Annotated in this window: 17 protein-coding genes and 1 pseudogene; 11 read left to right on the top strand and 7 right to left on the bottom strand. The window is 75.3% G+C overall.

From position 1 onward, the window contains the following. Nucleotides 1-38: 38 nt before the first annotated feature. From ACI79H_RS18340 to ACI79H_RS18350, 3 genes are all read left to right on the top strand, one after another. Nucleotides 39-332 (top strand): Dabb family protein, encoded by a 294-nt coding sequence (locus ACI79H_RS18340; RefSeq protein ID WP_456555855.1) that lies wholly within the window; start codon nt 39-41, stop codon nt 330-332. Nucleotides 333-388: 56 nt separating this feature from the next. After that, nucleotides 389-1,153 carry a hypothetical protein gene (locus tag ACI79H_RS18345; protein ID WP_456555856.1) on the top strand — a complete coding sequence of 255 codons (765 nt, stop codon included), beginning with the start codon at nt 389-391 and terminating at the stop codon, nt 1,151-1,153. A gap of 81 nt (nt 1,154-1,234) precedes the next feature. Further along, nucleotides 1,235-2,356, top strand: coding sequence for a DUF4192 domain-containing protein (locus tag ACI79H_RS18350; protein ID WP_456555857.1), 1,122 nt, complete (start codon nt 1,235-1,237; stop codon nt 2,354-2,356). Nucleotides 2,357-2,384: 28 nt separating this feature from the next. Here ACI79H_RS18350 and ACI79H_RS18355 read toward each other — a convergent pair whose 3' ends face one another. Then, a complete protein-coding gene (locus tag ACI79H_RS18355) occupies nt 2,385-4,451 on the bottom strand; it encodes a S9 family peptidase (protein ID WP_456555858.1) in 2,067 nt (688 codons plus the stop codon). 72 nt (nt 4,452-4,523) lie between these two features. After that, complete coding sequence (locus tag ACI79H_RS18360) at nt 4,524-5,249, bottom strand: metal-dependent transcriptional regulator (RefSeq protein ID WP_456555859.1); 726 nt, start codon at nt 5,247-5,249, stop codon at nt 4,524-4,526. A gap of 169 nt (nt 5,250-5,418) precedes the next feature. Here ACI79H_RS18360 and ACI79H_RS18365 point away from each other — a divergent pair, with 169 nt between their 5' ends. Both ACI79H_RS18365 and ACI79H_RS18370 read left to right on the top strand, forming a co-directional pair. Continuing rightward, the gene (locus ACI79H_RS18365; protein ID WP_456555860.1) at nt 5,419-6,600 is read left to right on the top strand and encodes an acetoin utilization protein AcuC; all 1,182 of its coding nucleotides are present in this window, start codon (nt 5,419-5,421) and stop codon (nt 6,598-6,600) included. Continuing rightward, complete coding sequence (locus tag ACI79H_RS18370; protein ID WP_456555861.1) at nt 6,593-9,289, top strand: bifunctional acetate--CoA ligase family protein/GNAT family N-acetyltransferase; 2,697 nt, start codon at nt 6,593-6,595, stop codon at nt 9,287-9,289. The genes ACI79H_RS18365 and ACI79H_RS18370 overlap by 8 nt, the downstream gene beginning before the upstream one ends. A 91-nt stretch (nt 9,290-9,380) precedes the next feature. Here the strand turns inward: ACI79H_RS18370 and sigB are convergent, their stop codons facing one another. Together sigB and dtd are read right to left on the bottom strand one after the other, a co-directional pair. After that, entirely contained in the window at nt 9,381-10,373 is a 993-nt protein-coding gene (sigB, locus tag ACI79H_RS18375; protein ID WP_456555862.1) for an RNA polymerase sigma factor SigB, read from the bottom strand. A 242-nt stretch (nt 10,374-10,615) separates the two neighbouring features. After that, entirely contained in the window at nt 10,616-11,053 is a 438-nt protein-coding gene (gene dtd, locus ACI79H_RS18380; protein ID WP_456555863.1) for a D-aminoacyl-tRNA deacylase, read from the bottom strand. Between the two features lie 63 nt (nt 11,054-11,116). Here dtd and ACI79H_RS18385 point away from each other — a divergent pair, with 63 nt between their 5' ends. After that, on the top strand, nt 11,117-11,455 hold the full coding sequence (locus ACI79H_RS18385) for an STAS domain-containing protein (protein ID WP_456555864.1): 339 nt from the start codon (nt 11,117-11,119) through the stop codon (nt 11,453-11,455). A gap of 156 nt (nt 11,456-11,611) precedes the next feature. Here ACI79H_RS18385 and ACI79H_RS18390 read toward each other — a convergent pair whose 3' ends face one another. Beyond that, nucleotides 11,612-12,799, bottom strand: coding sequence for an AI-2E family transporter (locus ACI79H_RS18390; RefSeq protein ID WP_456555865.1), 1,188 nt, complete (start codon nt 12,797-12,799; stop codon nt 11,612-11,614). Nucleotides 12,800-12,922: 123 nt separating this feature from the next. Between ACI79H_RS18390 and ACI79H_RS18395 the strand changes: the two genes are divergently transcribed. Continuing rightward, entirely contained in the window at nt 12,923-13,078 is a 156-nt protein-coding gene (locus ACI79H_RS18395; protein WP_456555866.1) for a hypothetical protein, read from the top strand. Between the two features lie 56 nt (nt 13,079-13,134). Next, nucleotides 13,135-13,290 (top strand): annotated as a pseudogene (locus tag ACI79H_RS18400) (undecaprenyl phosphate translocase family protein); the annotation flags it as partial. A 114-nt stretch (nt 13,291-13,404) separates the two neighbouring features. On the opposite strand, the gene ACI79H_RS18405 reads toward ACI79H_RS18400, so the two are convergent. Continuing rightward, nucleotides 13,405-14,343, bottom strand: coding sequence for a LysR family transcriptional regulator (locus ACI79H_RS18405; RefSeq protein WP_456555867.1), 939 nt, complete (start codon nt 14,341-14,343; stop codon nt 13,405-13,407). 73 nt (nt 14,344-14,416) lie between these two features. Here ACI79H_RS18405 and ACI79H_RS18410 point away from each other — a divergent pair, with 73 nt between their 5' ends. The 3 genes from ACI79H_RS18410 to ACI79H_RS18420 all read left to right on the top strand — a co-directional run bounded on the left by ACI79H_RS18410 (nt 14,417) and on the right by ACI79H_RS18420 (nt 20,955). After that, on the top strand, nt 14,417-15,394 hold the full coding sequence (locus tag ACI79H_RS18410) for a DMT family transporter (protein ID WP_456555868.1): 978 nt from the start codon (nt 14,417-14,419) through the stop codon (nt 15,392-15,394). 248 nt (nt 15,395-15,642) lie between these two features. Continuing rightward, nucleotides 15,643-18,384 carry an AAA family ATPase gene (locus tag ACI79H_RS18415; RefSeq protein WP_456555869.1) on the top strand — a complete coding sequence of 914 codons (2,742 nt, stop codon included), beginning with the start codon at nt 15,643-15,645 and terminating at the stop codon, nt 18,382-18,384. Between the two features lie 222 nt (nt 18,385-18,606). Then, on the top strand, nt 18,607-20,955 hold the full coding sequence (locus tag ACI79H_RS18420; RefSeq protein WP_456555870.1) for an arylsulfatase: 2,349 nt from the start codon (nt 18,607-18,609) through the stop codon (nt 20,953-20,955). A gap of 34 nt (nt 20,956-20,989) precedes the next feature. On the opposite strand, the gene ACI79H_RS18425 is transcribed toward ACI79H_RS18420, so the two are convergent. Further along, nucleotides 20,990-21,223 (bottom strand): hypothetical protein, encoded by a 234-nt coding sequence (locus tag ACI79H_RS18425; RefSeq protein ID WP_456555871.1) that lies wholly within the window; start codon nt 21,221-21,223, stop codon nt 20,990-20,992. Nucleotides 21,224-21,422 lie beyond the last annotated feature (199 nt).

Below are 21,422 nucleotides of genomic sequence, written 5' to 3' on the forward strand. Positions count from 1 at the left end.
CCGTCCGGGTGGCGGGGGGACCTGCGAAGCTGGTCGCCATGATCCGTCACGTCGTCACGTTCACCTGGAAGCCGACGGCCGACGAGCAGCAGGTGGGCGCGGCGCTCGCGGCCCTGCGGGGGCTGCGGCACGAGGTCGGGGGCATGTCCTTCCTGGCCGTGGCGGAGGACGCCGGGCTCTCCGACGGGAACGCCTCGGCCGTGCTCATCGCCGACTTCCCCGACGTCGAGGCCTTCTACCGGTACGCCCAGGACCCGGTGCACCTGTCGGTGGTCGCGGAGTTCGTGCGGCCGATCCTGCGTGCCCGGGCGGCCGTCCAGTACCACGTCTGAGCGGACCGTCCGCGCTGGTCCCGCGGGTGCGCGGGCGGTGCGGTTACCGTCGGCCCATGTCGATCACGTCGCGCGCCACCCGTCTCCGCGGCCTGGTCGCCGCCGGTCTGCTCTCGACCGCCGTGCTCACCGGCTGCGGCGGGGACGACGCGGACGCCGAGTCGCGCGCCGACTCCGACGCCAAGGCGGCCGAGGCCTCGGAGAAGGAGGAGCCCGAGGTCGACCTCGCCTCCGGCCTGCTCCCGGCCGACGCGTTCGGCCCCGACGCCGTGGTCGCCTCCGTCTCGCCGGAGGAGCTCGAGCAGGGGGCCGGGCTGGCCGCCTCCCTCGGCGACGTGCAGGTGACCCCCGAGGCCTGCGGCGCGGCCGTGCAGGGCACCCAGCCCGACCTCGCGGACTTCGACGACATCGCCGCGGTGAGCGCCCAGGAGGGCACCGAGGTCGTCGTGGAGATGCTCGTGCGGGGCGGGCCGACCGAGGGCACGGTCGACCAGCTCGCCGGTGCCGCCGAGCGCTGCCCCGAGGCGCAGATCAGCTCGCCGGAGATCGGGCGGGCGACGGTGCTGTTCGAGGACCTGCCCGTCGCCGACCTCGGCGACGGCGCCGCCGCGGTGCGCTACACGACCGTGGTCGCCCTGCCCGACGGCTCGCAGCTGTCGGTACCCGCACTGCTCGGCGCCGTGGAGGACGGCGACCGGCTCGTCGTGCTCACCTCGCTGGCGGTCGACCCGACCGGCGCCGAGGTGCCGCCGCTGGACGCCGACGCGTTCCTCTCGCTGCTCGAGCAGGCCTACGAGACCCAGGCCGCCGCGCTCGACTGAGCGTCGTCCACAGGGGCGGGCTGCTTCCACAGATCGGCCCGCGCTCTCCTCTGCCCGCCGGCGGCCGCGCACGGTCGGTGCATGGACCTCACCGGACCGGCGGAGCCGGCCCCGTTCCCGTTCCCCTTCCCCGACCCCGCTGACGGCGCCGGGCTCCCCGTCGTCCGGCTCGGCGATCCCGGCGAGCTCGCCGCCGGGCTGCCGCAGCTGCTGGGCTACCGGCCGCGCGAGTCGGTGGTGCTGGTCGGCCTCGGCGGTGCGTCCGGCCGCCGGGTGGGGCTGACCGCGCGGGTCGACATCCCGCCGGCCCACCACGCGCGCGAGCTCGCGGCGGTCCTCGCGCGCAGCATGGCCACCGACCACCCCGAGGCGGTGATGGGCTTCGTCGTGTCCGAGTCGCCCGACGAGGCGGTGCTGCCCGGGGCGGCCCCGGACGGCGGCGGGGACCTGCCCCACCGGGCTCTGGTCCACCGCCTGGTGCTGGCGCTGGACGCGGTGGGCCTCCCGCTGCGGCAGGTGCTCCTCGTCCGGGGCGGCCGGTGGTGGGACTTCGACTGCCCGCTGCCCTGCTGCGCGCCGGGCGGCGGAACCCCGCTGCCGACGGCTGTCGGCGCGCTGGAGGTGGCGGCCGTGGCGGCGGGAACCGTGGTGGCCGAGGACCGCGAGGCGCTGGCGCAGCGGCTGGCGCCGGTGGGCGGGGCAGCAGGGGCGGCGATGGAGGACGTCGTCATCCGGGTGGCGGGCGAGGGGCGCCCCGGCCGCTCGGCGGCCCGCCGCCGGATCCGGTCGGCGGTCGCGCGCTCCCGGCCCGGCCGCGAGCAGGAGCGCCCGGACGACCACGAGGTCGCCCGGATCGCGTGGAGCCTCCGGCAGCCGGAGGTGCGCGACTGGGCGCTGCTGCTCTCCCTGGGCGAGGACGCGGCGGCCGCCGAGGCGCTGTGGACCGAGTGCGCCCGCCGCGCACCCGCGCCGCTGGACGCCTTCCCGGCCGCGCTGGTGGCCGCCTGCGCCTGGCTGCGCGGCGACGGTGCCGTGGCGAACATCGCCCTGGACCGCGCGCTGGGCAGCGAGCCGGGCAACCCCCTCGCCCGGCTGCTGGCCGACGCCCTGGAGGTCTGCGTCCCGCCGCGGGAGCTCCGCGCGCTGCTGGTCGAGGCGGGGCGGGCCGCGGGTGCGGGGCCGGCCGGTGCGCCGGCGCGCTGAGGCGCCGGCCGGCCCACGGCGGGGCCGCTCAGAGCAGGGCGGGCCGCTGCCAGGGCTCGTCGAGGACGTGCTCGGCGAGGAAGGCCAGCACCGTCTCGTACCAGACCGTCGAGTTCCCCGGCGTGAGCACCCAGTGGTTCTCGTCGGGGAAGTACAGGAACTTCGAGGGCACCCCGCGCTTCTGCAGGTCGTACCAGAGGTGCAGCGCCTCGCCGACCGGGACGCGGTAGTCGCGGTCGCCGTGGATGACCAGCACGGGGGTGCGGATGGCGTCGGCGTAGCGGTGCGGGGAGTTCTGCTCGTAGCGCCGCGGCTCCGCGAGCGGGTCGCCCCACTCCTTCTCCCAGTAGTAGGCGGCGTCGGTGGTGGAGGTGAACGAGTCGATGTGCCACAGCCCGGCGTGGGAGACGATCGCCCGGAAGCGGTCGGTCTGCGTCGCGATCCAGTTCGCCATGTACCCGCCGAACGAGCCGCCCATCGCCGCCGTGCGGGTCTGGTCGATGTCCGGGCGCTGCTCCGCGGCGTCCACCGCGGCCATGAGGTCGGTGTAGGGCGCCTCCCCCCACGAACCCCAGCCGCGGCGCACGAAGTCCTGGCCGAAGCCCTGCGAGAGCGCCGGGTTGGGCAGCAGCACGGCGTAGCCCCGGGCGGCCAGCACCCACGGGCACCAGCGCCACGACCACGAGTTCCAGCTCATCAGCGGTCCGCCGTGGATCCAGAGCACCAGCGGCGCGGGGGAGTCGGCGGACGCGCCCTCCGGCAGCACGAGCCACGACTGCACGCGCGTGCCGTCCGCGGCGGTCGCCTCCACCTCGTGCAGGGTGCCGGGCAGCTCGCCGACCGTGCCCGGGCTCGGCAGCGGCCGCGGCTCCTGGCCGGTGCCCTCCGGGTCCAGCCGCACCGGGACGGCGGGGGAGTCGTAGGCCGAGCGGAGCGCGTACAGCGCGCTGCCGTCGCGGGCGACCTGCAGGTGGCTGTAGGCGCCGTCGCCGGTGAGCCGCACCGGCGCGCTGCCGTCCACGGGCACGCGGAAGACGGCGTGCCGGCCGTCGTCGTCGGCCAGGAAGTAGACGGCCGTGCCGTCGGCGGAGAACTGCGGCGCGCTGGGCCAGCGGTCGAAGTCCGGCGTGAGGTCCCGCGCCGTGCCGGAGGCGACGTCGACGAGCAGCAGCGTGTAGTCCGGCGGCTCGGCGTAGCTGGACAGCGACTCCCGCACGCAGACCAGCGACGAGCCGTCGGGGGAGAAGGCGGCCCCGTAGACGTCGGCCAGCGGGTCGTCGACCAGCACCCGGGTGCCGCTGCCGTCGGTGGCCGTCACGACCATCCGGTTGCGGTGCCCGGCCGGACCGTCGGGGACCTCCTCGGAGCGGGCCAGGAGCCGCCCGTCGGGCGCCAGGGTGAACTCCTCGCCGGCACCGTGCGGCGGTGCCGCGTCGGGGGTCAGGTCGCGCAGCTCGGCGGGCCCGGCGGTCTCCTCGCCGGGCAGCCGGCCGGCCCAGAACAGATGAGGGGCGGCCGGCCCGAGGTCGGAGTCCCAGTGCCGCACCGGGTAGGCCTCGTGCAGCACCGCGGTCACGCCGGCGTCGGCCCGCGCCTTCCGGCGCTCCTCGTCCGCCTCGGCCTCGGCGCCGCCGGGCAGCGTCGCCGCGGCGACCACGACGTCGCCGGTGCCCGGAGCCACCGCGACGCCGGCGATCCCGCCGGGGCGGGAGAGCACGAGCCGGGCCTCGCCGCTCCCGGGCGGCAGGCTCCACAGCGCCGGCTTCGGCTCGCCCGCCTCCGCCGCGGTGGGGTCCGGGCGGGCGGAGGTGAACAGCAGCGAGCCGTCGGGGGCCCACGTCGGCGAGGACTCGCCCGGCGCGCTGCGGGTCAGCCGCCGCGCCGGGCGCTCCCCGGCGGGGTCGACCTCCCACAGGGCCGACTGCCACTTCTTCCCGGCCGGGTCCAGCGTCGCGACCGAGACCGCCAGCCGCGCGCCGTCCACGGACAGCGCGAGCGCGCCGATCCTCGGCAGCGCGGCGAAGTCGGCGAGCCGGGCGAACGGGCCGGCTGCGGCGTCGGGCGCCGGGGCGCCGGAGGGGTCGGACGAGCTCACCGGGGACCTGCTTCCACGAGGGGCGGACGTCGGGCCCACCGTAGTGAGCGCCGCGCCGGCCCGGCCCGCCGGTCAGAGCAGGGGAGCCGCCTCCAGCGGGCTGAGGTCCTCGTCCACGGCGCTGACGAACATGTGCCGGGCCACGTCCATCGGCAGCAGGTAGCCGTCCAGGCTGACCGAGCCCTCGACCAGGCGCGCCTGCATGGTGACGCCCGGGCGGACGCCGTGGTCGGCCAGCGCGCGCAGCGTCTCGGGGTGCTCCTGGAGCTGCTCGCTGATCCGCCGGACCACCACGGGCCGGCCCTCGGCGGTCGCCGTGGTGGAGAGCAGGGTCAGCGCGTCGAGCACCGCGGAGGTCTCGCCGCCCAGCGGCTCGTCCCCCCGCAGCGCCTCCAGGCCCGGGATCGGGTTGCCGAACGGCGAGACGCTCGGGTTGCCCAGGAGCGCGAGCAGCCGGCGCTCGACGGCCTCGCTCATGACGTGCTCCCAGCGGCACGCCTCCTCGTGCACGTCGGCGTAGTCCAGCCCGATGACGTCGACGAGCAGGCACTCGGCCAGCCGGTGCTTGCGCATCACCGCGGTGGCGAGCTGGCGCCCCTCGTCGGAGAGCTGCAGGTGCCGGTCGCCCTCGACCGTCAGCAGGCCGTCGCGCTCCATGCGGGCCACCGTCTGGCTCACCGTGGGTCCGCTCTGGTGGAGACGCTCCGCGATCCGCGCCCGCAGGGGGGTGATCCCCTCCTCCTCGAGCTCGAAGATGGTGCGGAGGTACATCTCCGTGGTGTCGATCAGGTCGTTCACGCCGTCTCCCTCCGGGTCGGCGGTGAGTCTACGGGCGGCACGCCACCGGGCCGGGTCGCGCGAGCCGTCCGCAGGGGGCGCGTTGCCTGGTCGCCGCCGGTAGCGTCGCCCACGTCGGCACCGGAGCCGGCGTGCGCCCGGCCGTGCGGCTCGGGCACGAGGAGGTGCGGTGAGCGACTCGGTCGCCGTCGTCTGGGACGAGGGCCTGCTCGGCTACACCATGGGTGGGGAGCACCCCATGCACCCGGTGCGGCTGGACCTGACCATGCGCCTGGCCGACAGCCTGGGCGTGCTGGACAGCGACCGGGTGCGGGTGCTCAAGCCCGAGCCGGCCGGCACCGACCTGCTGGAGCTGGTGCACGACGCGGAGTTCCTCGACGCGGTGCGCCGCGCGCCGGGGGACCCGAGCGTCGGCCACGGCCTCGGCACGTCGGACAACCCGATCTTCCCCGGCATGTACGACGCCGCCGCGCTGATCACCGGCGGCAGCGTGCTGGCCGCCCAGCAGGTGCACAGCGGCGCGGCCCAGCACGCGGTCAGCATCTCCGGGGGGCTGCACCACGCGATGCGCGACGCCGCCGCCGGCTTCTGCGTCTTCAACGACGTGGCCGTGGCGATCGCCTGGCTGCTCGGCCAGGGGTACGAGCGGATCGCCTACGTGGACCTGGACGTGCACCACGGGGACGGCGTGCAGGCCGCCTTCTACGACGACCCGCGGGTGCTCACCGTGAGCGTCCACCAGACCCCGCTGACGCTGTGGCCGGGCACCGGCTTCGCGGAGGAGACCGGCGACGAGGAGAAGGCCTCGGGCAGCGCCGTCAACCTCGCGCTGCCCAACGGCACCGACGACTCCGCCTGGCTGCGGGCCTTCAGCGCCGTGGTGCCCAGCGTGCTGCGGGCCTTCCAGCCGCAGATCATCGTGACCCAGTGCGGGTGCGACTCCCACCACGAGGACCCGATGGCCGACCTCGCGCTGACCGTCGACGGGCAGCGGGCCAGCTACCGGGCGATGCACGAGCTCGCCCACGAGCTCTGCGACGGGCGGTGGATCGCCCTGGGCGGCGGCGGCTACGGGCTGGTGCGCGCGGTGCCCCGGGCCTGGACGCACCTGCTGGCCGAGGCCGCCGGCGCGCCGCTGGACCCATCCACCGAGATCCCGCAGTCCTGGCGGGACGACGTCGCCACGCGGGGGCTGCGCGCCCGCCCGCCCACGCACATGACCGAGGGCGGCTACACCGGCTTCGCCCGCTGGGACGCCTTCACCGAGAACCGGGTGGACCGGGCCATCCTGCGCACCCGCCGGGCCAGCTTCCCGCTGTTCGGCCTCGACCCGGACGACCCCCGTGACTGAGCCGGCCACCCCGCAGGAGGAGGCGCCCCAGCCGCCGCCGGGCTGGGAGGCCGACATCGTCGCCGCCGACGGCGGGACGGTGCACCTGCGCCCGATCCGGCCGGAGGACGCCGACGGCCTGACCGGCCTCATGGACCGCAGCAGCGACCAGACCCGCTACTACCGGTTCTTCGGGCCGATGAAGCGGCTGTCGGCCAAGGAGCTGCACCGGTTCACCCACGTCGACCACGACGCCCGGGTCGCCTTCGTCGTCCTGCTGGGCGACCAGGTCATCGGGGTGGGGCGCTACGACCGCTACCCCGGCACCGACGACGCCGAGGTGGCCTTCCTCATCGAGGACGCCCACCAGCGCCGCGGGCTGGGCTCGGTGCTGCTCGAGCACCTGGCCGCCGCGGCCCGCGAGCGCGGGATCAAGCGGTTCGTCGCCGAGGTGCTCGCGCAGAACAGCTCGATGGTGCGGGTCTTCCAGGACGCCGGCTACAAGTCCCAGCGCTCCTACGAGGACGGCGTCGTCCACCTGACCTTCCCGATCGAGCAGACCGAGGACGCGCTCGCCGTCGCCTACGAGCGCGAGCAGCGCAGCGAGTCGCGGTCCATCGCCCGGCTGCTCACCCCGTCGTCGGTGGCGGTGGTGGGCGCCAGCAACGACGCGGACAAGATCGGCAACGCCCTGCTCCGGCACCTGCTCGACTACGGCTTCGCCGGGCCCGTGTACCCGGTGAACCCCTCGGCCCGGCACGTCCGCGGGGTGCCGGCGTACGCCGACATCGAGGCCATCCCCGACGACGTCGACCTCGCGGTCCTGGCCGTCCCGGCCGACGAGGTCGCCGGCGTCGTGGAGGCCTGCCGCCGCAAGCAGGTGCGCGGGCTGGTCGTCGTATCCGGCGGGTTCGGCGAGTCGGGGCCGGAGGGGCGCGAGGCCGAGCGGCTGCTGGTCGCCTCCGCCCGCGCCTCGGGCATGCGGGTCGTGGGCCCCAACTGCCTGGGCGTCGTGAACACCGCCCCCGGGGTGCGGCTGAACGCCTCGCTCGCGCCGATGGTACCCGGCCGCGGCCGGGTCGGGTTCTTCGCCCAGTCCGGGGCGCTCGGCGTGGCGCTGCTGGAGCGGGCGCGCAGCCGCGGCATCGGGCTGTCCACCTTCGTCTCCGCGGGCAACCGGGCCGACGTCAGCGGCAACGACCTGCTCCAGTACTGGGCCACCGACCCGGGCACCGAGGTGGTGCTGCTGCACCTGGAGAGCTTCGGCAACCCGCGCAAGTTCGCCCGTCTCGCGAGGACGGTCGGCCGGACCAAGCCCGTCGTCGCCGTGAAGAGCGGCCGGCACGTCGGCGTCGCCCCCGGGCTGGCCGGCACGTCGGTCGCCGTCCCCGAGCAGTCGGTCGCCGCGCTGTTCGCCTCGGCCGGGGTCATCCGGGTCGAGACGGTGGCCCAGCTCTTCGACGTCGGCACGCTCCTGGCCCACCAGCCGCTCCCGGCCGGCGACCGGGTCGCGATCGTCGGCAACTCCACCGCCATCGGGGTGCTCGTCGCCGACGCGGTGCTCGAGGAGGGCCTGCAGCTGGCGCACGACGAGCCGGTCGACATCGGCGTCAACGGCACGCCGGAGCAGTTCCGGGCCGCGCTGCAGCAGGCCGTGGACGACGAGGGCGTGGACGCGGTCGTCGCGGTGTTCCTGCCGCCGCTCATGGCCGGCTCGCACGAGTTCGGCCCGGCGCTGCGCGAGGTGGCGGTCGGCTCGGCCAAGCCGGTGGTGGCCAGCTTCCTGTCGACCGAGGGCGTGCCGCCGGAGCTCGCCGTCCTCGACGAGCACGGCATGCCGGCCCGCGGCTCGGTGCCCTCGTACAGCACCCCGGAGCGGGCGGTCATCGCCCTGGCCAAGGCCAGCGAGTACGCCCGCTGGCGGCGCCGGCCCGTGGGGGAGGTGCCCGACCTGCCCGACGTCGACGAGGAGGCCGCCCGCGCCGTGGTGCGCCGGGCCCTGGACGCGGCACCGGCCGGCCGCGAGCTCGACGACGACGAGCTGATCGCGCTCCTCGGCGCCTACGGCGTGCCGCTGCTGCGCACCCGCACGGTCAGCGACCCGGACGCCGCGGTCGCCGCCGCCGGGGAGATCGGCTACCCGGTCGTCCTCAAGTCGACGGCGCCCTGGCTGCGGCACCGCGCCGACCTCGGCGGCGTCCGGCTGGACCTGGTGGACGCCGACGACGTGCGCACCGCCTTCGCCGCCATCCCCTCGGGCGACCCGGTGATCGTGCAGGAGATGGCGGCCCCCGGCGTGGCGACGGTCGTGGAGATCGTCGACGACCCTTCGTTCGGCGCGCTGGTCAGCTTCGGTGTCGGGGGAGTGGCCACCGAGCTCCTCGGCGACCGTGCCTTCCGCACGCTGCCGCTCACCGACCTGGACGCCGCCGAGCTGGTGCGGGGGCCGCGGGCCTGGCCGCTGCTCGACGGTTGGCGCGGCTCCGAGCCGGTCGACACCGCCGCGCTGGAGGACCTGCTGCTGCGGGTGGCCCGGTTGGCCGACGACCTGCCCGAGGTGCTGCGGCTGACCCTGGAGCCGGTCATCGTCGGGCCGGCCAACCCGTGGCACGGCGGCCGCTCGCTCGTCGTCGCGGGCGGCGCCGCGCGCGTCGGTCCGCCGACGGCCCGTGTCGACCCCGGGCCGCGCCGGATGCGCAGCCCCGTCTGAACCTGCTCTTCCGCGGTAATGCTGTGTGCACTTCCGCGGAGAAGCAGGAGCGCCGGTCACCAGGGGGTGTCCCGCGCTCCTGGGTGCTTCGCTACGCCAGGTAGTCGCGGAGGGCGTCGGCGCGCTGCGGGTCGCGCAGCTTCGCCATCGTCTCCCGCTCGATCTGGCGGACCCGCTCGCGGGAGAGACCGAACTGCTTGCCGATCTGCTCCAGCGTGCGCGGCTGACCGCCGTCCAGGCCGAAGCGCAGGATCACGACGTCGCGCTCGCGGTCCTCGAGGGTCTCCAGGACGTTGCGCACGTCCCCCTTCATCATCTGGAAGGCGACGGCGTCCTCGGCGACGGCGGCGTCGGCGTCCTCGATGAAGTCACCGAGCCGCGACTCCTCGTCGGCACCGACGGTCTGGTCCAGGCTGACCAGGTCCCGGCTGTGCTCGAGCAGCTCGACCACGCGCTCCTCGGTCATGTCCAGCTCGAGCCCGATCTCCTCGGGGGTGGGCTCGCGCTCCAGCTCCTGGTGCATGCGGCGCCGGGTGCGGACCACCTTGTTCACCTGCTCGGCGAGGTGGACGGGCAGCCGGATCGTGCGCCCGGAGTCGGCCATGGCGCGGGTGATCGCCTGACGGATCCACCAGGTGGCGTAGGTCGAGAACTTGAACCCCTTGGTGTAGTCGAACTTCTCCACCGCGCGGATCAGCCCGACGTTCCCCTCCTGGATCAGGTCGAGGAAGGTCATCCCGTGGCCGGTGTAGCGCTTGGCCACCGAGACGACGAGCCGGAGGTTGGCCTCCAGCAGGTGCGCCTTGGCGGCCTTGCCGTCGACGGCGAGGATCTTGTAGTCCCGCTTCTTGGCCGCCGACAGGGTCGGCTTCTCGGCCAGGAGGCGCTCGGCGTAGAGGCCGGCCTCGATCCGCTTGGCGAGCTCGACCTCCTGCTCGGCGGTCAGCAGCGCGGTCTTGCCGATGGTGTTGAGGTACACGCGCACGAGGTCGGTCGAGACCAGACCCGTCGTGTCGGGCTCCCGGCGCGGCGTCCGCGAGCGCACCTCGAGGGTGTCGTTGGGGGAAGACTGCAGCAGCGTCACGGTGCTTCTTCGTCCTTGCCTTCGGTTCGGATGCATCCCGCCGGTCATCGGTGGCGCGGCGGCCCTGGCATCCGGGCGTCATGGGGTTCCGGGGTCTCCGGACCTGCCCCGTTGCTCTTCTGTCCGGTGTGGTACGTCGTGCACAACGGTCCGGACCGGGGTGCGTGTTCCACAGATCCCGGGTTCACAGGCAACCGACAGGGAGTGGTGTCGCTCACCCGTCCTACCCAGCCGACGGAGGGTCAGACCTCCAGGAGCAAGGTCATCGGGCCGTCGTTGACGGAGGAAACCTGCATCGGCGCCCCGAACTTCCCGGTGGCCACCGTGCACCCGCGTCGTCGCAGCTCGGAGACCACCTCGTCGACCAGCGGCTCGGCGAGCTCGCCGGGCGCGGCCTCCGACCAGGACGGGCGCCGGCCCCTGCGCGTGTCGCCGTAGAGGGTGAACTGGCTGACGACGAGCACCGGCAGGCCGAGGTCGGCGGCGGACACCGCACCGCCGTCGCCGGGGAAGACGCGCAGCTCGTGGATCTTCCGCGCCAGCAGCCGGGCCCGGTCGGCGTCGTCGGCATGACCGACCCCGACCAGTGACAGCAGGCCCGGGCCGATCTCGCCCACCACCGTCCCGTCCACGGCTACAGCGGCTGTAGCGACCCTGCTCACGACGGCGCGCACGGGCACATCCTCCCCAGGAGGCTGGCGGTCCTCGCGCCGGGAGCGGGATGATCGGGCGAGGAGGCGCACATGTCCGCGGATCCGGGGCGGAGGCCGCCCGCCGGGTCGATCACGATCGAGCCCGACGGCGATGATCGGCGGGTGCTGCGCCTGCACGGCGACGTGGACACCGCCGTCGCGACGCGGTTCACCGAGGCGCGGGGTCGCGAGCGGGTGGTCGTGGACGCCATCGACGCCGGTGGGGTGACCTTCATCAGCTCGTCCGGGCTCGCGCTCATGGTGCTCAGCATCGAGGCGTCCAGGAGCGCCGGCCGGCACCCGGTGCTGCGCTCGGCCTCCTCCCAGGTCGACCGGGCCCTGCGGCAGGCGGGTGTCGAGAGCGTCTTCCCGCGTCCGGACCAGGGGTAGACCCCGGCGCTCAGGGCTCCCGCGCCGACCCGGGAGGTGGGTCAGCCCCTCAGCTCGCGGGCCATCTGCCCCAGCGGGCGGTGCGCGTGGGCAGGGCCTCGACCGCGCCGACGCCCACCTCTCCGGTCCGGGGGCAGCGGGCGACGATCGAGAAGGTCATGGGTCCTCCCTGGCTCCGGCACCAGCAGCGCACGCGTCGTCGTCCCGCGGTGCACCGCGCGTCTCCGCGCGCCAGGCCTGGACCGCGGCCGCGACCACCCCGGCCACCGGCACCGCGATGAAGAGGCCGAGCAGTCCGAACGCCGAGGCGGCGCCGGTCGTGAGCAGCAGCACCACCAGCGGGTGGAAGTTGATGGCGCGCGACAGCAGCAGCGGCGCCAGCACGTTGCCCTCGATCTGCTGCACGACGACGACGACGAGCAGCGCCCACAGCGCCGAGCTCACCCCTCCCGTGACGCCGGCGACGGCGACCGCGACGGCGCCGGCGATGGTGGCGCCCACCAGCGGCACGTACCCGAGCAGGAAGGTCAGCGCCCCGATGGGGAGCGCGAGCGGGACGCCGAGGACCCACAGGCCGAAGCCGATGAGCACCCCGTCGACGAGACCCGTGGCGGTGGACGCGTAGAACCACGCACCGGCCGTGCGCATGCCCGCCCGGAAGGCCGCGGTCGTGGGCGCACGCCGCTCGTCGGGCAGCGCCCGCACGAACTGCTGCCACAGCCGGTCGCCGCTGGTGAGGGCGAACAGCGTGAAGAAGAGGCCGATCACCAGGACCGTCACCACGTTCCCGATCGCGCTCAACGCCTGCCCGGCGGCTCCGCCGAGGCCGCTGACGGCGCCGCCCACGGTCGACTCCAGCTGCTCGATCACCTGCTCGAGGCCCGCGTTGTCGAGGTCGTCGGCGCGGACCTGCGCCCAGTCCGCAACCGCGTCCACCGCATCGGTCCCGGCGTCGACGAGCCCCGGCCAGGCGCCGATGAGCTGCAGGACGAGGAAGACGAGGACGCTGACGAAGAACGCCAGGTAGGCGCACACGCACACGACGGCGGCCAGGACGGCGGGGAGCCCCCGCTCGCGCAGACGGCGGGCGATCGGCCACAGCATCGCCACCTGCGCCACGCCGAGCATCACCGCCGCGGCCACGAACCGGACCTGCAGCACCAGCCAGATCGCGCCCACGGCGGCCAGCCCGATGACCAGCAGCCGGCCGGCGATGGTCGCCTCGCGCTGGAGCGGACCACCGCCGACGTGCCCGGTCGGGCGGGGCCGGGCGACGCCCGGATCCGCCGGGACGGGTGCCGGTCCGGCCGCGTCCGCTGCGGAGGACGTCGCCCCTTCGGTCACGTGTGCCTTCTTCCCGGGTCCACCGCCGTCGGCACATGACGGTCCCATGACGGTTCCGCCGACCCGGTGGCACCCGGTGGGGGGCGGGTAGGGAGAGCTCGACGACCCACCGAGGAGGTACCCGTGATCGGCTTCATCGCCCTGCTGCTCGTCATCTGGCTCGCGCTCGCCGTCGTCGGCGCCGTGGTCGAAGGGTTGTTCTGGCTGCTCGTCGTCGGCGCGGTCTTGTTCGTCGCCACCGCCGCGTGGGGCTGGTTCCAGCGGAACACCCGGGTCTGAGGCCTCGAGGGCCGTCGCGCCGGGTCAGCGGTGGCACCGTCGCCCTCGCGCTCGGCGTGCCGGCTGCGGCCGTCGCCAGCTGCTCGCTGGTGCTGCCCGGGGTCTCCGGGTCCTCCCTCCCGCTCCCCGTCGGTCTGTACCAGCCCACCCTGGCTGCCGTGGACGACCGCGTCCTGGCCTACCTGGGTGCTCTCGCCCTCGGGGCGGCGCTCGGGCTCATGGTGGGGTTGCTGCGGGCGCTGTGGCCGTGGCAGGACGAGGACCGCGGGGTGCTCGCACCGGCGAGGGCGCGCGGCCGCTCGTTCCGCCGCCGCACGAGGTGCGTGTCAGGACCTGCGGGTCGGCAGCTCGCCGCCCAGACTGCGGCCGAGCTCCTCGACGGCGGTGACGACCGTGCGGAGCGCCGGACCGGGGCTGCCCTCGCGGGTCGCGACCATCAGCCGCCGCCGGACGGTCCCCTCCGCGACGTCCCGCACCGCGAGGGCCGGGTCCGCCGCGGGCAGCGTCAGGGCGGGCATCAGAGCGACCGCCCTGGCCACGCGGACGAGCTCGAGCTGGACGTCGGCGTCGTTGGAGCGGTGCCGCAGGTCCGGGTCGTACCCGCCGAGCGAGCGGCAGATGCCGACGAGGGCGGCGTGGTGACCGGTGCCCGTGGCGGAGCAGGTCCAGACCTCCGACCGCAGCGCCGCCAGCGGGACCGCGCCGCCCTCACCCGCGCAGGGATGCCCGGCCGGCAGCACCAGCCGCAGGGGTTCCTCCAGCAGCGGCGAGAACCGCAGCCCTGGGGGGCGCGGCCGGGGGTGGCCGTCGTACTCGTCGCTCACGACGAGGTCCAGCCGCCCCAGCCGCAGCTCCGGCAGCGCCTGCTCCAGCTCCAGCTCCGAGACCTCCACGCGGAGCGCCGGGGCGTCGGCCAGGAGCCGCGCGACGGCCGGCACCAGCACCCGGCGGGTGGCCGACTGCAGCCCGCCGACGCGCACGGTCCCGCGCACCTCGCCGCTCAGCGCGGCGAGGTCCGCCCGGGCCGCCTCGGCGGCCGCCAGCAGGACGGCGGCGTGCTCGGCCAGCACCTGCCCGGCATCGGTCAGCCGCACGCCGCGGCCCGCTTTCTCGATCAGCCGGGCACCGGTCTCCCGCTCGAGGACGGCGACCTGCTGGGAGACCGCCGACGGGCTGTACCCCAGCGCGTCGGCGACCGCGCCGAGCGTGCCCCGGGTGCGGAGCTCGCGGAGCAGCCGCAGCCGGCGCAGGTCGAGGTCGTCCATGAAGCAGAGCTAACCATTCCGATCCACGAATCGTCACTGGACGCGGACGGAGATCCACCGGACGCTGGCTGTCGTGGGAACCGCTCTGTGCCTGGCCTCGGCCGCGTGCTTCGGGGCCATGGCGGTCTTCGGCAAGTTCGCCTACGAGGAGGGCGTCAGCCCCGCGTCGCTCGTCCTGTTCCGCTTCGCCCTCGCGGCGGTGCTGATGCTGGCGCTGCTGTGGTTGAGGCCCTCGCTGCGCTCGCCGGAGCCGTCGTCGGCCGCCGTCCCGGCGTCGCGGCGGTTGCCCCGGCGCGTGCTGCTCACGGCCCTGGGTCTCGGCGCGATCGGCTACGCCACCCAGGCCTCGCTCTTCTTCGCCGCGCTGGAGCGCACCGACGCGTCGCTCGTGGCGTTGGTCTTCTACACCTACCCGGCGCTGGTCACGCTGGCCGCCGCGCTGCTCGGCCGCGAGCGGCTGACCCCGGCCCGCGTGGCGGCGCTCGGCGTCGCCTCGTGCGGGACGCTGCTGGTCCTCCTCGGCACGGGCGGGGTGCCGGTCGACGGGGTCGGTGTCGGCCTGGCGTTCGGCTGCGCGGTCACCTACACCGCCTACATCCTGGTCGCCGACGGCGTGGTCCACCGGGTGCCGCCGGTGGTGCTGTCGGCGCTGGTGATGGCCGGTGCCACGGTCGCCCTGGCCGCACGGGCCGTCGTGTCCGGCGGGGTGGACCTCGGGTTCGGCGCGGCCGGATGGCTCTGGATCGCCTGCATCGCCGTCGTCTCCACGGTGGTGGCGGTGCTGACGTTCTTCGCCGGCCTGCGGCGGGTCGGCCCCTCGACGGCGGCCATCCTGTCCACCGCCGAGCCGGTCGTCACCGCCGCGCTGGCGGCGGTGGCCCTCGGCGAGGTCCTGGCCCCCGTCCAGGTCGTCGGCGGGCTGCTCGTGCTGGCCTCCGTCGCCGTCCTGCAGCTCCGGCCCCGCCGGCGGGGGCGGGCTGCTGACCGGCCCGGGCGACCCGAGGACGGCGCGGACCGTGCGCGGGCGGAGGCGGTGCTGCCGACGGGGTGAGCGCACGGGGGCCCAGGGCGAGGTGCTCCGGCGACGAGCGTCCGCAGACCGGTGGGTGCCCCGAAGACCGTCGCGACCATGGCCAGGTGCGGCCCGACGGTCATGACCAGCCGCCGGAGGCGCGAGGCGTCGTCCGACGGGGGGCGAGGGGGGAACGGGATGGGCATGGGGGGACCGTGCCTGCCGGGTGGCGGCCCTCGCGTCGGGGAAACCCCCCATCCACCGGCGCACGGGTAGATTCGAGGGCCGTGCTCGTGGGTCGCGAGACGGAGCTGAGGGCGATCGCCGCTGCGGTGGAGTCCGCCCGCTCCGGTCGCTGCGCCACGGTCGTCCTCGAAGGTGACCCCGGCGTCGGCAAGACGACGCTGCTCGACGCCGCGGTCGACTCGGCCACCGGGTTCTGCGTCGTCCGCACGGTCGGCATCGAGGCCGACCTCCGGGTCGGTCACGCGGCGCTGCTGGACCTCCTCGGTCCGCTGCGCACCGGCCTGTCCCAGCTGCCCGGGGCCCAGGCCGCGGCGCTGCAGGCGGCGCTCGGGTGGTCGGCGGGTGCGCGGCCCGGCGATCGCCACCTCGTCGCCGCGGCGACGTTGTCCCTGCTCGCGGCGGCGGCCGAGAGGCGCCCGGTGCTGGTCGTCGTCGACGACCTCCAGTGGGTCGACGCCGAGTCCGCGGGCGCGGTCGCGTTCTCGGCCCGGCGACTGGGCGGTGACCGGGTGGCGTTCGTCCTGGCCCGCCGACCGGCCGCCGGGCCGGAGGACGGGCCCGACGACCTCGCGGGCCTGCCGCGCCACCAGGTCGCCGGACTGGAGCCCGCTGCAGCGCTGGCGTTGCTGGAGGGGCGGATCGCTGCACCGGTCGCGCGGCGGCTCGTGGCCGCCACGGCCGGCAACCCGTTGGCGCTCGAGGAACTGGCCCGGTGCCTCACCCCCGAGCAGCGGCGCGGGTCGGTCCCGTTGCCGGATGCCCTTCCCGTCGGGACCCGCATCGCGGAGGGCTTCGCCCGGATCCCGGCCGAGGCCCCCGCAGGCGTCCGCCGAGCACTGCTGCTGGCGGCCACCGCGGCGGAGCAGGCGGCCGGCCCCGTGGTCGCGGCCCTGCGCGCGGAGGGCGTCGACGCGGAGCGCGCGCTCGCGCAGGCGGAGGACCTCGCCGTCCTCGTCGTCGACCAGGGCCGTCTCGCCTTCCCGCACCCGCTCGTCCGCTCGGCTCTGCTGGCCGCCGCGTCACCGGCGGAGCGCAGATCCGCCCACGCCGCTCTGGCCGCGGTGCTGGTGGACCACCCCCAGCGCCGAGCGAGGCACCTGGCCCAGGCCACGTTGGGCCACGACGACGCACTCGCCGCTGACATCGAGGGCCTCGCCGCGGACGAGCGGTCCCGGCGGGGGTACGCCGGGGCCTCCCAGCTGCAGGAGAGGGCGGCGCTGTTGCGGAGCTCCGCGGTGACGGCCACCCGGTCGCGTGCGACGGCCGTGCACGACGCGCTCCTCGCGGGGGACGTGACCCGGGTGCGCCGGCTGGCGGGCGAGGTCCTGGCCGGGCCGGCGGAACCCGCGGCGCGGGGGCAGGTGCTGTGGTGCCTCGGCGAGCTCGAGCAGTACGCGGGCTCCGTCCCGGCCGCCGAGGGGCTCCTGCGCGAGGCGGCGGACACCGCCGAGGGGCACGACCGGCTCCGTGCCCTCGGCTCGCTGGCCTTCGTCGGCTACCGCCTGGGGGCCCGGGAGACGGTGACCCGGGCCGCGGCGGAGATCCGGTCGCTGGCCGATCCGGAGGACCCGGAGCACGCCGTGCTCGCCGACTTCACCGAGGGCTCCGCGCTCGGGTTCGCCGGCCGGTGGGCCGAGGCGCGAGCGCCATCGCTGCGTGCGCTCGAGCGCCTGGAGGGGGACCCCCGGCTCCGGCACGATCCACGCTTCCTCGTGATGGCCCTCCTCGCACCGTTCTGGGCAGGGGAGCCGCGCCGCGTGTGGACCTACGCGGACCGCTGGATCGATGCCGCACGGTCGGCCGGGGCCCTCGGTGTGCTGCCGCCGGTGCTGAGCCTCGTCGCGAGCGGCACGGCGTTCCTGGGTGACCACCGCCGGGCGTACGCCACCGCCGGGGAGGCCGTCGAGATGGGCGCCGAGCTGGGGTACGCGGCCGACGTGGCCACCGCCTACGAGCTGCTGGCGTGGGAGGAGGCGGCCCGCGGCCGCCACGCCGAAGCGGACAGCGCGCTGGTCGCCTCGCGGCGGCTCGCGGAACGGGCCGAGGTGGCCGACGGCGCCGTCTTCGTGCATCTCGTGGACGCCTTCGCGGCGTTCTGCCGGGGAGATCTGCACCGCGTGGTGGACGTCCTGGAGCGCCGGATCGCCGTCGACGGCGGCCGGTTGCCCCGTGGCGACTACGAGCTCGGGGTGGCGCCCGACCTGGTCGAGGCGTACCTGGGGCTCGGGCGGCGCGCGGACGCCGGCGCGCTGGCCGCACGCCACGCCGCGCTGCACGCCGAGGCCGTCGATCCCGGGGTCCGCGCCCACGTGGCCCGGCTGGCCGGGCTGCTCGCGGAGGACCGTGCGGTCGCGGAGAGAGCCTTCGCACGGGCGCACGAGGCCCACGCCGAGGGCGACGACTCCTTCGCAGCCGCCCGCACGCGGCTGCTGCACGGGACCACGCTGCGCCACGCCGGTCAGCGGGTCGCGGCCCGCGCCCAGCTGCGCGAGGCGCTGGCGGCCTTCGACGCCATGGGCCTGGAGGCGTGGTCGTCCCGCGCCCGCGCCGAGCTCGCAGCCACCGGGCTGCGGGTGCGACGGCCTCCGGGCACCGGTGGGGAACTGACGTCGCAGGAGACGCGGGTGGCCCTGCTGGTGGCGCAAGGCCTGTCCAACCGGGACATCGCGGCAGCGCTGTTCCTGAGCCCCAGGACGGTGGAGCACCACGTCACGACAGCGCTGCGCAAGCGCGGGTTGCGCTCTCGCGCAGCCCTCGCGGCGGCCTTCGCCACGCGGTCCTGACCTGCGGGAGTGCTCACGGACCGACGCGGACACCCCGGGACGGACCGACTGCCACGAGGACGACCGACGGCGCGCAGATCCCGCCCCTGGGGCGCGCCGACGCCGAGCCCGGAGATCGGAGCCCGCCGGCGGTCTCATCCGGCGGGGGTGACGTGCCGGCCGCGGGGCGCAGGTTGTCTGGCCTCCCCGTCGCCTGCCCCTCCGAGAGCTGTGGGAGCCCCGATGCCGCTGACCGAGTACGAGCCCGGGACGACCTTCCCGGGCACCATCAGCCGTACCACGGACGGGTCGACACCTGCGTGGCCGCAGCCGGTGCGCGCGGTCCCGGGCGCCCCGAACGTCCTGATCATCGTCCTCGACGACACCGGGTACGGGCAGCTCGGCTGCTACGGCAGCCCGATCGCCACCCCGAACCTCGACGAGCTGGCGGCCAACGGGCTGCTCTACACCGACATGCACACCACGGCGCTCTGCTCGCCGTCGCGGTCGTGCATCGTGACCGGCCGCAACCACCACGCGAACGCGATGGCGGCGATCAACGAGATCGCCACCGGCTTCCCCGGGTACAACGGCAACATCCCGTTCGAGAACGGCTTCCTGTCGGAGATGCTGCTGCAGCACGGCTACAGCACCTACCTGGTCGGCAAGTACCACCTGCTGCCGTCGGAGCAGGAGTCCGCGGCAGGACCGTTCGACCGCTGGCCGCTGGGCCGGGGGTTCGAGCGGTTCTACGGCTTCCTCGGCGGGGACACCAGCCAGTGGCACCCCGAGCTCGTCCACGACAACCACCAGGTCGACCCGCCACGCACGCCGGAGGAGGGCTACCACCTCACCGAGGACCTCGCGGACCGGGCCATCGACTTCATCGCGGACGCCAAGCAGGTGGCTCCGCACAAACCCTTCTACCTGCACCTGTGCCCGGGGGCCACGCACGCCCCGCACCACGTGCCCCGCGAGTGGGCCGACCGGTACGCCGGTGCGTTCGACGACGGCTGGGACGCCTACCGCGAGCGGGTCTTCGAGCGGCAGAAGCAGCTGGGGATCATGCCCGCCGACGCCGAGCTCTCCCGCCGCGACCCCGATGTCCCGGACTGGGCGGAGCTGTCACCGGAGACCCGGCGGTTGTACAGCCGCATGATGGAGGTGTTCGCGGGGTTCCTGTCCCACACCGATCACCACATCGGACGGGTGCTGGACTTCCTCCGGGAGACCGGGGAGCTGGACAACACGCTGGTCATGCTGGTCTCGGACAACGGGGCCAGCGCCGAAGGCGGGCCCACGGGCACGCCGAACGAGCTGCAGTTCTTCAACAACGCTCCGGAGCCTCTGGACGACGTCCTCGCCAAGCTCCACGAGCTCGGCAGCGAGACCACCTTCAACCACTACGCGTGGGGGTGGACGTGGGCCGGGAACACGCCGTTCCGCCGCTGGAAGCGCGAGACCTACCGGGGCGGGGTGAGCGATCCCTTCGTCGTCCACTGGCCCGCGGGCATCGCGGCGCGGGGCGAGCTCCGCACGCAGTTCGCGCACATCATCGACATCGTGCCCACCGTGCTCGAGGTGCTGGGCATCGAGCCGCCGAGGACCATCCGCGGCGTGACGCAGGCGCCCCTGCACGGGACGAGCTTCGCCTACACGTTCGACGCCCCGGACGCGCCGACGAGGCACCGCACGCAGTACTACGAGATGCTGGGGCACCGGGCGATCGACTCCGATGGCTGGCGTGCCGTCTGCCCGTGGCCCGGCCCCTCGTTCAGCGAGGCCGGCAAACCGTTCGGCGTGCCGATCTCCCAGGCCGACCTGGCCGACCTGGACGCCCACCACTGGGAGCTCTACCACGTCGCCGAGGACGTCACGGAGAACCGCGACGTCGCCGACCGGCACCCGGACAAGCTCATCGAGCTGATCGCCCAGTGGTACGTCGAGGCGGGCAAGTACGACGTCCTGCCCATCGACGGCAGCGGCACGGCCCGCATGATGACCGAGCGTCCCCAGGTGGCCGAATCCCGGGACACCTACGTCTTCCGGCCTCGCACGTCGGCCGTTCCGTATTTCGCCGGACCCCGGGTGCTCAACCGCCCGCACAGCATCACTGCCGACGTGGAACTCACCGGCGACGCCAACGGCGTGCTGCTGGCCCAGGGGAGCGGCGTCGGCGGGTGGAGCTTCTACCTCATCGACGGCCGGCCGCACTACGCGCACAACTACCTCGCGCGCCGGATCCACCGGGTGAGCGCCGCCGAAGCGGTGCCGGCGGGGCGGCACAGCCTCCGGTTCGAGTTCGAGCCGACCGGCCGGCCGGACTTCGCCCAGGGGCGTGGCGCTCCGGGACGGGCACAGCTCTACGTGGACGGGGACCTCGTGGCCCAGCAGGAGTTCGAGGTCACGATCCCCATCATCATCAACCCGGGTGCCCTCAGCTGCGGTGCCGATCCGGGCTCACCGGTGACCCCGGACTACCGCGCTCCGTTCCGCTTCACCGGGAAGCTGCACACGGTGACCGTCGACCTCTCCGGTGAGCTGATCACCGACAGCGACAGCGAGATGCGCCTGGCGATGGCGCGCCAGTAGCCGCCGGTCCGCCCGCCGAGGTGGCCGCCCCGACTCAGGACGACGGGTGGAGCAGCCAGTCGAGCTCGGCGTCGAACCAGAAGCGCTCCTCCTCCGCGGCGGCCATGGCTGCGGCCAGGCGGCGGGCGACCACGTGCGCCGGACGTCGGCGCCACTGCGGGTCGGTCCGGAGGGCCACCACGACCGCCGAGAGGCACTCGTCCGGCCCGGCGAGGCGGCGTGCGCCCCCGTGGTCCACCCACGGTCCGCCGGCTGCGGACAGCGCCATCGCCGTCACCCTCTCGACGGTGAGGGCGCGCCACGGGTACCGGGACAACGACCTCCGGATGGCCTCGGCGACCGGGGGAGGCCGGACCGCCGGCCGGGGGTGCGACGAGGCCGGCTCCTGCGGAACTGCCATGGACGACCTCCGGTGCAGGCCGCGTGCGGGCCTGGGCTCGGCTCCGCCTCCGCACCCTGCCCGACCG

Source organism: Blastococcus sp. SYSU D01042 (assembly GCF_054050515.1).